The organism is Bacillus sp. SH5-2, from assembly GCF_008368905.1.
GTDB lineage: Bacteria > Bacillota > Bacilli > Bacillales > Bacillaceae_G > Bacillus_A > Bacillus_A luti.
In genome coordinates this window covers 1-12676 of the sequence record NZ_QOSD01000014.1, presented here as the reverse complement: position 1 = coordinate 12676, position 12676 = coordinate 1, and the positions used below count along the sequence as shown (strand labels likewise).

The 12676-nt window shown below is 33.9% G+C and carries 8 protein-coding genes; 6 read left to right on the top strand and 2 right to left on the bottom strand.

Going from position 1 to position 12676, the window contains the following annotated elements; genetic code table 11:
- The first annotated feature begins 150 nt into the window (after window positions 1-150).
- Window positions 151-1794 (top strand): multicopper oxidase family protein, encoded by a 1644-nt coding sequence (locus tag DN410_RS11295; RefSeq protein ID WP_149176569.1) that lies wholly within the window; start codon window positions 151-153, stop codon window positions 1792-1794.
- Between the two features lie 605 nt (window positions 1795-2399).
- The gene (locus tag DN410_RS11290) at window positions 2400-4094 is read left to right on the top strand and encodes an SH3 domain-containing protein (protein WP_149176568.1); all 1695 of its coding nucleotides are present in this window, start codon (window positions 2400-2402) and stop codon (window positions 4092-4094) included.
- A gap of 180 nt (window positions 4095-4274) precedes the next feature.
- Here the strand turns inward: DN410_RS11290 and DN410_RS11285 are convergent, their stop codons facing one another.
- Complete coding sequence (locus DN410_RS11285; protein ID WP_046959121.1) at window positions 4275-4820, bottom strand: hypothetical protein; 546 nt, start codon at window positions 4818-4820, stop codon at window positions 4275-4277.
- 335 nt (window positions 4821-5155) lie between these two features.
- On the opposite strand from DN410_RS11285, the gene topB reads away from it, so the two are divergent.
- Complete coding sequence (gene topB / locus DN410_RS11280; RefSeq protein ID WP_149176567.1) at window positions 5156-7300, top strand: DNA topoisomerase III; 2145 nt, start codon at window positions 5156-5158, stop codon at window positions 7298-7300.
- Between the two features lie 263 nt (window positions 7301-7563).
- The gene (locus tag DN410_RS11275) at window positions 7564-8811 is read left to right on the top strand and encodes a DUF4153 domain-containing protein (RefSeq protein ID WP_149176566.1); all 1248 of its coding nucleotides are present in this window, start codon (window positions 7564-7566) and stop codon (window positions 8809-8811) included.
- Window positions 8812-8995: 184 nt separating this feature from the next.
- Here DN410_RS11275 and DN410_RS11270 read toward each other — a convergent pair whose 3' ends face one another.
- Window positions 8996-9961: an arsenic resistance protein gene (locus DN410_RS11270; protein WP_149176565.1), complete on the bottom strand. Its 966-nt coding sequence runs from the start codon at window positions 9959-9961 to the stop codon at window positions 8996-8998.
- Window positions 9962-10253: 292 nt separating this feature from the next.
- Here DN410_RS11270 and DN410_RS11265 point away from each other — a divergent pair, with 292 nt between their 5' ends.
- Both DN410_RS11265 and brnQ read left to right on the top strand, forming a co-directional pair.
- On the top strand, window positions 10254-10946 hold the full coding sequence (locus DN410_RS11265) for an FMN-dependent NADH-azoreductase (RefSeq protein WP_000522528.1): 693 nt from the start codon (window positions 10254-10256) through the stop codon (window positions 10944-10946).
- Window positions 10947-11184: 238 nt separating this feature from the next.
- Window positions 11185-12543, top strand: a complete 1359-nt coding sequence (gene brnQ, locus DN410_RS11260) for a branched-chain amino acid transport system II carrier protein (protein WP_149176564.1) — start codon at window positions 11185-11187, stop codon at window positions 12541-12543.
- Window positions 12544-12676 lie beyond the last annotated feature (133 nt).

The window sequence follows — 12676 nt, the reverse complement described above, 5'->3', positions numbered from 1 at the left end:
GTTTTGTATACTTAAAATATTCGCCTCTTGGAATGCCTCCGCTTTTAGTAATTTTCCAATTAGGTTACGTAAGGTCTAATTGCAACTCCTTATTTTCTTGAAAATCATCTTCTATAATGATTTTGAAAAAGAAAAAAGGAGGGATTTTCCATGAAGCGATTTGTATTAACAGCTGTTACAGTCTCTGTAATATCTTTAATTGCTGCATGTTCTTTGGCCACAAATACAACAAATGATCATAAAAAAATGAATGATAAAAAAACATCACAGACTGAAACAGCTACAAAACCATTGAAAGTTGAAAAAGGATCAGAAGTTACTTTAATAGCGAAAGAAGAAAAGCAAAAATTAAGTAACGGTGTTATTGTTCCGGTCTGGACATTTAATGGTTCATCTCCTGGTCCGGAAATTCGGGTGAAAAAAGGTGAAAAGGTGAAAGTGACATTAAAAAATGAACTATCTGCACCGGTATCTGTTCATTGGCATGGGTATCCTGTTCCAAATAACATGGATGGAATTCCAGGTGTGACGCAAGATGCGGTTGAACCTGGAAAAAGTTTCACCTATGAATTTGAAGCGAACGTACCAGGAACGTACTGGTATCACTCGCATCAAGATTCTGTAAACCAATTAGATAGAGGATTATATGGTGCTCTCGTTGTAGAAGATACAAATGAAAAGTATGATAAAGATTACACATTAATGTTAGATGAATGGGTTACAGATAAAGAAGAAATTAATAAGCAGTTAAAAGACATGACAAAAGAGAAAGCAGGCGGTAATAAATCTAAGGGAAATGCTAATGCGAAAAATAATGATGATATGGAAGGCATGGATCATTCTGGTATGGACATGGGCAGTGATAAAAAAGACTCTAGCAATATGGCAGGAATGGACCATGGAAATATGAAGATGGAAGGCCATGATATGAGTATGTATGATTTATTCACAATCAATGGAAAAAGTGGTGATTTAGTAGCGCCATTGAAAGTGAATAAGGGAGATAAAGTTCGTCTGCGACTCGTTAATGCTGGTTATTTATCACATGATATACATGTTCACGGTCATGATATAAAAGTAATTGCAACAGATGGTCAACCAATAAATGATCCCAAAGTTATAAAGGATACAATAATTTCAATTGCACCGGGTGAACGTTATGATGTCGAGTTTACTGCTAATAATTCTGGGAAATGGTATGTGGAAGACCATTCGGCAGATAAAGGTGCAAAAGGAATGAAAACCATTATTGAATATGAAGGTAGTAAAGAGATGAAAGACATAGCAAATGAAAAAGAAAAACTACCAAAATTAGATATGACGAAATATGGTGAGAAAAAATTAGGTAGTTTCACACTAGAGCAGCAGTATACTACTTCATATAATATGGACTTGAATACGCAAATGAATGGAAATGAAATGGTATATACAATTAACGGAAAAGTATTTCCGGATATTGATCCAATTCCAGTGAAAAAAGGTGACTTAGTAAAAGTGAAATTAGTAAATCGCTCTAAAATGGATGATCATCCGATGCATTTACATGGTCACTTCTTTCAGGTGTTGAGTAAAGATGGAAAACCGATAGAAGGTTCTCCAATTGTAAAAGATACTTTGAACTTAAAACCAGGTGAAGAATATGAAGTCGCCTTTGTAGCAGACAATCCGGGTGAGTGGATGTTCCACTGTCACGACCTACATCATGCTTCAGCAGGGATGGTAACGGAAGTGAAATATACAGATTATAAATCTGATTATGTTCCAAACCCTAATATTCCTAATAAACCAGAATAATGTGAAAATTATGTAGTTTATTAATGATGTAAAGCAGTTATCGTAATAGGTGGCTGCTTTTATATGTCATGTTGTGAATTGGGAATATTATTTTTATAAAAGTTTAGATAATATGAGGGGGTTATCCTATAGAAAGAGTTTACAAGGTGAGAATGTTTTTTGATTAGAAGTGGCTGAATTTAATGTATTATATTGTAGTTCTAAAAGGCTGAATACTTATATTTGACCTTTCTTTTATTTTGTACTACAATTCGTAGTGTGAAAGGAGAAAGGGAATATTTAAGCAAAAGTATAAGTTAAATGAAGAAGGATTAAATTATGATTTTTTGTTTTTGTAGTATTAATTATAGGTGATTATTTGGCGATATTTTTTTCGAAATTTAAACTACGATATGTAGTGTTAAATCGGAAGAATGAGAGGGTTTTCAGAGTGTGATGAATTTAACTTTTCTTTATTACTAGAGATAGATGGTGGAAAATAAATAAAAATTCAATATGGATAATAAAAGGATACTTTTGCTAAATAGTTAGAACGAAAAGAAATGGAAGTTAATATAAAAACATAATGATACTTGAATGTGTTTATAGGAAGGTGTTTTATAATTATGAAAAAGATTTTAGCTAGTGTAGCAGTAGCTTCTGTTACAGGAAGTGTATTTATTAGTACTGCTCAAGCGAAAAATATTATTATACCAAAAGACACGAAGCATGAGCAACCTACTGATGTAGTAAAATATGAAAATCAAGTAACAGTAAATACAAATGCTCTACGTGTTCGCACACAACCCAATACGTCTAGTGCAATAATGGGACGCGTGTATGAAGGAGAAGTTTTACAAGTTATTGGAGAAGAAAACAGTTGGCTGAAAATTAATCATAATGGAAAAACTGGCTATGTAAGTAGTGAATTCGTTTCGGAAAATATTGTATCAGCGAAGACAAATGTAAGCATGAGTAGTAGTAAAACTGTAACTGCTAATGTATTACGTGTTCGCACACAGCCAAATACGTCTAGTGCAATAATGGGGCGCGTGTATGAAGGGAAAGCTTTACAAGTTATTGGAGAAGAAAATGGTTGGCTGAAAATTAATCATAATGGAAAAGTAGGTTATGTAAGCAGTCAATTTGTAATAGACGGTAGTTCAAATGGAAGCGACAATAACAATGGAAAAGTTCAAGTAGCGAGTGGCAATTACAAGGTTAATGTATCCTCCCTCCGCGTGCGTACAGGTCCAAGTACTTCCCATACGATTTTAGGCTCTATACATAAAGGACAAGTTGTTCAAGTAACTGGTGAAGTGCAAGATTGGGTCAAAATTAACTATAGTGGACAAACTGCTTATATTAGTAAAGATTACATTTCAAAGAGTGGCTCTAATGCAAATGTAGACCAAACAAATGAACAACAAAAGAATGTTACGGTTCAAACTGACGGTACATACATTGTAAACGCTACTTCTTTACGTGTGCGTACCGGCCCTGCTACTTACCATAGTGTAATTGGTGGTGTATTAAACGGACAAACATTACAAGTAACTGGCGTTGAAAATGGCTGGTTGAAAATTAAGCATAATGGAAGAACTGGTTATGTAAGTAGTGAATATGTAAATTTCGTTAAAGGAGGTACACCATCAATACCTGAAATTAGTAATCCATCTGCTGGAGCAAAAGTTGGCGACTACTATGTTAACGTAAGCTTATTAAATGTAAGGAGCGGCGCAGGTACAAATCATGGTGTAATCGGTGGATTATCAAAAGGAATAAAAGTACAGGTTCTATTTGAACAAAATGGCTGGGGGAAAATTAATTACAACGGTAAAAACGGTTATGTATCAAGTAAATTTCTATCAAAAACAAGTGAGACTGATGCAGAGGAGCAGCGACAATCCCAAGAGGTAAATAAAACAAATGACTTTATTCAACCAGCTGTAGGAAGATATACTTCTAGATTTGAGAAACGTGGTGGGCAAATGCATCACGGATTAGATATTGCTGCTTCAGGAATAGTGCCGGTTGTTGCCGCCGCAGAAGGTGTAGTCACTCGCTCTTATTATTCTACAAGCTATGGTAATGTTGTGTTTATTTCTCACAATATTAACGGACAAACCTATACGACTGTATATGCTCATTTAAAGAGTCGTTCTGTTACTGCTGGTCAAAAAGTGAAGCAAGGACAACAACTTGGCATAATGGGGAATACAGGACAATCTGAAGGACAGCACTTACATTTTGAAATCCATAAAGGTGAATGGAATGCACAGAAGAGCAATGCTATAGATCCAAAAATATATATTGGTTAATTGAAAATTTATTATTTCAACATGGAATTGTATATCTTCTCAAGCAAAGAGAAGTTCATAGATTTAGAAGTTTTGGCCTAACGATTCAAAGTGTTTTTTATTTTCATCTGTTAAGAAATAAAATAATGAAATCGATTCCCTCTACTATGATGAAATAGTAGAGGGAATCGATTATATTTGCTAATGTTTATGTTGTTCTTCTGTGGAAGAGGTTGGCGGGATATGCTCTGGGAACGTTACAAATATAGTCAGGATAATTACTACACCAATTGAGAGTAATAATGGAAAACGTCGCTGAATAACAGCAGAAAAATTTTCTGATAAAAACTGAATCATACATGACATAGTTATTGTTATAGTAAGTAAAAGGCTAATAAACAGTATACTATGTGCTTGTTGAGCGTTTAACATTTCTGTAATCATAGCTCCCATCATACTTGCCATTAATCCAGAGAACATGCCTTCTAAAGCAGTAAATAGGTGAAACCGTAGACCGACTAAAAAACCGATACAACTACTAATCAAAATCGCAAGCAAAGTAGAATATAGTAATTCACCTTTAAAAAGAATACCTAAATAAAACCCGATACTTAAACCCGTACTCATACTAAAAGACATAATAAATACCATATACTCCATTAGGGTACCGTTACGTTTAGAAATATATGATGTAATAAGAATCGAGATACAACAAAGTGTTAAGGCAGTTAATGTATAAGCAAACATCATGATACCTCCCTGTCCTATCGTTCACTTCATCATATGTTCATATGGAGAGTACTTATGCTTATTTATATCTGCATATTATCTGCACAATTTCATAAATGTAAGCAAGTAGGCGCTTGATTTTTTTGAGCGTCTTTTTTTATTTGTGAGCATGTGAAAGAAATTGTTATATGATGAGTTTCTATTGTGAAGCAATAAAGAATAAGCGTATAATATTATAGTTATCCCATTACTGGGAGTAACCCGCGAATGATAAATAAGATTGTTGTTTTATCATCGTCTCTAAACAGATAGACAATGAAAGTAACACTGGAATACAGATAGGGAGTTATAAAATGAAATTAATTATTGCCGAGAAACCAGATCAAGGTTTGGCTCTTGTTTCACAGTTTAAATATCGCCGGAAAGATGGATATTTAGAAGTAGAAGCGAATGAGTTATTTCCAAATGGAGCGTACTGTACATGGGCAATTGGTCATTTGACGCAGTTATGTAATCCAGAGCATTATCACGCAGAGTGGAAAAAATGGTCACTTAATACGTTACCGATGATTCCAGAGCGATTTCAATTTGAAGTAACAAAGTCGAAGTATAAACAGTTTAACGTTGTGAAACAGCTGTTACATAATCCTCAGGTAACAGAAATTATTCATGCGGGCGATGCTGGGCGTGAAGGGGAATTAATCGTACGAAATATTATTAATCTTTGTAACGTACAAAAGCCGATGAAGCGTCTTTGGATTTCATCTTTAACGAAGCAAGCTATTTATCAAGGATTTAAAAACTTGCTTGATGAATCAGATACAATCAATACGTACTATGAGGCATATACAAGGTCATGTGCGGATTGGGTCGTTGGTATGAATGCATCACGTGTCTTTAGTATTTTGTTAAAGAAAAAAGGAATGAATGATGTATTTTCAGCTGGTCGTGTACAAACACCGACACTCGCGTTAATCGTAAAGCGTGAAAAGGAAATAGAAAACTTTAAGTCAGAGCCGTTCTGGGAAGTGTTCGCAACCTTTAATATAGAAGGAAAGAAGTATGAGGGGAAATGGGAGAAGGATAGTGAATCCCGCTTACAAGACCCTGATATGGCGAATAAAATTGCGTCATTTTGCCAAGGTAAACCGGCAGTAGTGAAGGAAATGAAAACGGAGCGTAAAGAATTTCAGCCGCCGCTTTTATTTAATTTATCATCACTGCAAGCAACGGCAAATAAAGCCTTTAAGTTTTCACCGAAAAAGACGCTTGATATAACGCAAGCACTATATCAAAAAGGAATTGTCTCTTATCCTCGTTCAGATTCAAACTATGTTACACAAGGAGAGGCAGCGACGTTCCCGGATATTTTACAGAAGTTAAGTCAGTTTGATGAATATAAAAATTTATTACCAGCTCCAGTTGAATCGATTATGAATAATAAGCGTTATGTGAATGAAAAGAAAGTAACAGATCACTACGCCATTATTCCGACAGAGCAAGTTACAAACCCAAGTAGATTATCAGGTGATGAAAAGAAAATTTACGATATGATCGTAAGAAGGCTTATTGCAGCTCACTATGAAGTTGCAATCTTTGACTATACAACGATTGTAACGCTTGTAGATGAGCGTGCTGAATTCATTTCAAAAGGAAAACAGCAAATTCAAGAAGGATGGCGTAAAGTTATTTTCCAAGACGATAAAGATGACGAAACCATTCTTCCGATTGTAGCTGAAGGTGAAGAAGGAAAAGTTGTAAAGGTGAAAGTGAAAGAAGGAAAAACACAACCACCGAAGCGTTATACAGAAGGACAACTAATTACGTTAATGAAAACGGCAGGTAAGTATTTAGAGAATGAAGAGTTGGAGAAAGTATTAAAGAAAACAGAAGGTTTAGGTACGGAAGCGACTCGTGCAGGTATTATTACGATGCTAAAAGACCGTAAATATATAGATGTGAAGAAGAACCAAGTGTATGCGACCGATAAAGGGAAAGTATTAATTACCGCAATCGGTGACAAAATACTAGCTTCACCAGAAATGACAGCGAAATGGGAGCAGCGCCTTGCAGAAATTGGTGAAGGCACGGCTTCACCAGCTACATTTATGGAACAAACGAAAAAGCTATCAGCTAAAATTATTGAAGATGCAGTGGAAATGTCAGAGAAATGGGACTTTACTGGATTGCATGTTGAATCGATTGAACGAAAAGGATCGAAATTTACAACAGGGAAAAAGGTTGGTAGCTGTAAAAAATGTGATGGCGATGTGATTGATAAGTCAACGTTTTACGGCTGTTCAAACTACAATACGACGCAATGTGATTTTACCATTTCAAAGAAAATCTTAAGTAAAACAATCTCGCAAAAGAATATGACGAAGCTCTTAAAAGGTGAGAAGACTGATTTAATTAAAGGCTTTAAAAAAGGCGAGAAAACGTTTGATGCAAAATTAGAGTGGAAAGATAATAAGATTAATTTTGTGTTTGAGAATTAAGTAGTTTCAACAAATAAAAAATATGATAATTAAATTGTACCCTATAGAATAGATGCTTAAAAAAGTCTATTTTATAGGGTATTTCTTTGAATAAGGAATGATTTTTATTTTTGCTAAAAATAAAATATACAATAAAAATTTCTTTCTAATTGATAATTATTTATTGTAAAACGATAAAAATTGTATTAAAATCATAATAAATGAGTGAGGTGCTTTTATGAAAAAGGTAGCAACTTTGTTTTTTAATTAGAGGAGGTATAACTATGGATATTAACAATTTGGTTGTTGAAAATATTGATAACCCTCATGAATTGGAGAGAATGTATAGAAAAGATCCGAAAGCTTTTAAAAAGTCATTTTCACACGCATGGGAACAAAATCCTGATTCTCAGGTTCTAGCTGCTTGGTATGAAAGGTTGCATTTCAAGGAGAAGGCAAATACAGAAAAAACATCTTTGTTTCAAAAAGGTTTCTTATTCATGGGTATGTTAGCTATTCTGGCGGGAGTAAGTACCAGAATCATTTTCCACTTTGTCGAACAGGGAGTAATTGCTCCAATTAACCTAGCTTTTGGTGTAATTCCCTTTATTGTTGCGTACTTTATTTACAATAATACTCCGAAAAAAAGTATTATTTATTTCCTTGCAGCGTTCTTCCTAATTTCTGGGGTGTATCTTAATATGTTGCCATTAAATTATAAAGACAGCATTATCCTTGTTTATTTGCATCTCCCTATATTGTTATGGGTCATATTAGGGCTTGCGTTTACAGGAAATGAGTATTCAAAAGGTAGTACAAGATTAGCTTATATTAAATTTAATTTAGAATATTGTCTTCTCTACGCCAGCATGGCAGTGAGTGGAATGATACTAGCAGTATTGACTATGCGGTTATTTAGCTTTGTTGACTTGGATATAGGAGACTTCTATTTTAGTAATGTTGTTTTATTTGGTGCTGCCGCCCTCGCTATTGTGGCTGCATACTTAGTATTAATGAATCTTAAGTTTGCTAAAAATATTACACCATACATATCTAAAATTTTTAGTCCTCTCGTCTTGATTACATTGTTGATCTATCTTATAACGGTTATATCGGTTGGGAAAAATCCGTTCTTGGACCGCGATTTTCTAATGGCCTTCAACGGAATACTCCTTGGTGTATTGGCTGTTACCATATTTTCTATTGTTGAGAGTGACTCGAACGAGAAAAAGAACATTTCAGATTATATAAATTTTGCTTTAATTGTCCTTGCACTTATCATCGACACTGTGGCTTTGTCAGCCATTGTGTTCAGACTTTCCTCTTACGGGATTACGCCTAATAGACTTGCTGTTTTAGGGGTAAACATACTTATCTGGGCAAATCTGATTTGGATTATGTTCTCTTATATGCGTTTTCTACAAAACAAATCCGGACCGACAGCTATACAAGATGCCGTTACGAAGTATTTGCCAATCTACGGACTTTGGGCCGCTTTCGTTATATTTACTTTTCCTATAATTTTTAATTAGAAAGGATTTGTTAATGTAACGAAAAGTTAATCTTCTATAGCGTATAAAACTTTTAGAGTCGATCTATTTATTATAATTGGTGTTATTATGTTTGTAGTTTCGGTTATTTTACTTGTATTGATAAAAAAGTATTGTATGTGATCTCTCCATAATAAAAAACGTCCCATTTTTGGGACGTTTTTTATTATGCGTATTGCTTTTTTTTCTTAATAAGCAATAAAACTTGTGAAACACAAGCAAGTACTGGCAACTCAATCAATGGTCCAATAACGAGTGCAAGTGCGATAAGTGGCTCGTCCGGAAAAGCTGTTACAGCTATAGCAAGTGCGACAGGTGAGTTTCTTGCTAATATTGTTAAGTTTAGGCTTACTGTATCTTTATAAGATAAACGCATAATGCGTCCGATAAATTGTCCTAGTACAAAATTAATGATAAAGAATAATAGAACAGGAATCAGTAATAATAAAACAACGTTCATGTTTTGTAGTAAATATTTACCTTGTGATGCAAACATCGCTACAATGGCTAAACTTAAAAATACAATTTGAGCAGAGCTGAAAAATGGAATGAGTTTATTCTCAAGTGTTTCAGCCTTTTTCATTTTATACATTATGAATTTTGTAGCGTGTGCAAGTAAAAATGGTAAGACGATTACGATAATAATACTTTCTATTAAAACAGAAACAGCTACTGTCTTCATTACACCTGCAAATAAAAATAAATAAACGGGTAACAGTAATACTTGTAAAATTAAATTTACAGGCAAAATCGCAGTGGAAATTGCTACATTTCCTTTCGCTATTTCAGTAAATATTAAGTACCAATCTGTACATGGAGTGACCATTAACATAATAAATCCAACCCAAAGTGCGGGATGATCTGAAAGAAATAGTGCTCCTAACCCCCAAGCGAGGAAAGGGGTCCATAAAAAGTTAATAGTAAGGCTTGTGCCAGCAAATTTTAAATTGCGGAACCCATTTTTTATTTCTTTCAATGGGATGCTGAGGAATAATCCATATAGCATGAAAAATAAGAAGGGAACAATAAACTTGTCTGAATACGTATGTATCATATTAAATTGTCCGAGTACGATGCCGCATGTAACAGCAAAAAGAATAATAAAAGTTTGAATCTTTTCTATAGTGCTCATGAATAAATCCTTTCTATATATGAATGTTCCTCTCTAAGTTTATTATACAAGTAATAAAGATGTATTTGGTGTTCAATTGTATTTTAGTTAATATTTTTAAATTGAGATTTTGTTTTTTATTAAAAGTTACTTGACTAAAGTAAGTGACTATATTACAATCACTTACATAAGGTAATTAAATAACAAAAAGTTTTGATAGCTTAACTTAAGGTATCTATTGGAACTTTTTCTTAGAATAAGAATTTTTATGATGATGAATAATGAATATGAAAAGAAAGATTAGGTGAAGAAAATGGGACTATTTAGCTCATTATTTGGTAAAAAAGAAGAAAATACGAATGTAGAGGGGAATAAAAAAATGTCAAAAGTATTATTTGTAAAAGCAAACGATCGTCCAGCGGAGCAAGCAGTTAGTTCAAAAATGTATGAAACATTTGTAAGTACTTATAAAGAAGCAAATCCAAATACAGAAATTACGGAATTAGATTTATTTGCATTAGATCTCCCTTATTACGGAAATATCGCGATTTCAGGTGGATATAAACGTAGCCAAGGCATGGAGTTAACAGCTGAAGAAGAGAAGGCAGTTGCTACAGTAGATCAATATTTAAATCAGTTTTTAGAAGCTGATAAGGTTGTATTTGCATTCCCATTATGGAACTTTACAGTACCAGCACCATTAATCACATATATTTCATACTTATCTCAAGCTGGAAAAACGTTTAAATATACAGCAAATGGCCCAGAAGGTTTAGTTGGTGGTAAAAAAGTAGTTGTGTTAGGTGCTCGTGGTTCAGATTACTCTTCAGAGCAAATGGCTCCTATGGAAATGGCAGTTAATTACGTAACAACTGTACTTGGATTCTGGGGAATTACAAATCCAGAGACAGTTGTAATTGAAGGGCACAATCAATATCCAGATCGTTCACAACAAATTGTTGAAGAAGGTCTAGAAAACGTTAAAAAAGTAGCAGCGAAATTTTAATTCATGATAGTAAATGGAAAAACCAACATGGATGACCATGTTGGTTTTTTAGTCTATTTTTCATGTTAAAAAATGTATATTTATAAAATAAAAGAAAAGTTCGAAAATAGTATTGCAAAATATTATATAGCAAACTATAATGAGTTCAAGAATAGTTGATACTTAAATTAAATATTCAGAAAATTCAATTAGTTAAAATTGGAAAATGAGATAAGGAAATTTGAATGGGGGTTATATTATGGCGAATAAAGTACCGTTTTCGTTCATAGTAGTTATTGGATTAATGTTATTTGCACTATTTTTTGGAGCAGGAAATTTAATTTTCCCAGCGATGCTTGGTCAATCAGCAGGAGAGAATGTATGGATTGCTAACGCTGGATTTTTAGTAACTGGTGTTGGACTACCATTACTAGGTGTACTAGCATTTGGTTTTTCAGGTAAAGATGATTTACAGTCATTAGCAACTCGCGCTCACCCAGTGTTCGGGATTGTGTTTACAACAGTTTTATACTTAGCGATCGGTCCGTTATTTGCAATACCGAGAACAGGAAATGTATCTTATGAAATTGGTCTTAAGCCGTTTATGCCAGAGGGAGTAGGTTCTACACCTTTAATTCTTTTCACAATTATATTCTTTAGCATCACTTGTTTTTTTTCGCTAAATCCCGCGAAAATTGTCGATATTGTTGGAAAAATTTTAACGCCAATTAAGTTGACTTTCATCGGTATTTTAGTAATCGTTGCTTTTATACATCCGATTGGAGATATGCAAGCGCCAGTGGAAGCTTATACATCACATGCATTCTTTAAAGGATTCCAAGAAGGATACTTAACGATGGATACGCTCGCATCATTCGTATTCGGGATTATCATCATCAATGCTATTAAAGAAAAAGGTGCGAAAACGAAAACACAAATTATGGTCGTTTGTGCAAAAGCGACAATAATTGCAGCATCTATTTTAGCAATTATCTATACAGCTCTTTCTTATATGGGTGCTTCAAGTGTTGCAAAGCTTGGACATTTAGAGAACGGCGGAGAAGTATTAGCGAAAGTTTCTAACTACTATTTCGGATCATATGGCGGAGTATTATTAGGATTAATGATTACAGTAGCTTGTTTAACAACTAGTGTGGGACTTGTATCAGCATGTTCTTCATTCTTCCATAAGTTATTCCCAAATGTTCCTTACAAAGCAATTGCAATCACACTATGTGTATTTAGTGCAATTGTTGCAAATGTAGGATTAACACAGTTAATCGCAGTTTCTGTTCCAGTATTAACAGCAATTTATCCACTTGCAATCGTATTGATTTTCTTAACATTCTTCCATTCATTATTCAAAGGAAGAGCTGAAGTTTATCAAGTGAGCTTAACTGTAACATTTATTATTAGTTTATTCGATGGATTAAGTGCAGCGGGAGTTAACGTTGAAGTAGTAAGTCAAGTGTTTACTAAATTCCTTCCGATGCAGGAAGTAGGATTAGGCTGGATCTTCCCAGCCATTATCGGTGGATTTATCGGATATGGTATTAGCGTTTTAAAAGTGAAAAATCAAGTTCAACCGGCAGCTAGTACGAATAAAAAAATAGGTTAAATAAAAAAGTTATAGAATTTTAAAATGTACCCTATAGAATAGACACTTGAAAAAAGTCTATTCTATAGGGTATTTCTTGTATAATAAAAGGGAAATTGGGATCGGAGAATGTTGAAAATGAAAAAGCAAAGAA

What these genes read in the sequence shown, in the direction of transcription:
- topB (WP_149176567.1), top strand. Translation starts at nt 5,156, where the DNA reads ATGAAATTAATTATTGCCGAGAAACCAGATCAAGGTTTGGCTCTTGTT.
- DN410_RS11285 (WP_046959121.1), bottom strand. Translation starts at nt 4,820, where the DNA reads ATGTTTGCTTATACATTAACTGCCTTAACACTTTGTTGTATCTCGATT.
- DN410_RS11290 (WP_149176568.1), top strand. Translation starts at nt 2,400, where the DNA reads ATGAAAAAGATTTTAGCTAGTGTAGCAGTAGCTTCTGTTACAGGAAGT.
- DN410_RS11265 (WP_000522528.1), top strand. Translation starts at nt 10,254, where the DNA reads ATGGGACTATTTAGCTCATTATTTGGTAAAAAAGAAGAAAATACGAAT.
- DN410_RS11295 (WP_149176569.1), top strand. Translation starts at nt 151, where the DNA reads ATGAAGCGATTTGTATTAACAGCTGTTACAGTCTCTGTAATATCTTTA.
- DN410_RS11270 (WP_149176565.1), bottom strand. Translation starts at nt 9,961, where the DNA reads ATGAGCACTATAGAAAAGATTCAAACTTTTATTATTCTTTTTGCTGTT.
- brnQ (WP_149176564.1), top strand. Translation starts at nt 11,185, where the DNA reads ATGGCGAATAAAGTACCGTTTTCGTTCATAGTAGTTATTGGATTAATG.
- DN410_RS11275 (WP_149176566.1), top strand. Translation starts at nt 7,564, where the DNA reads ATGGATATTAACAATTTGGTTGTTGAAAATATTGATAACCCTCATGAA.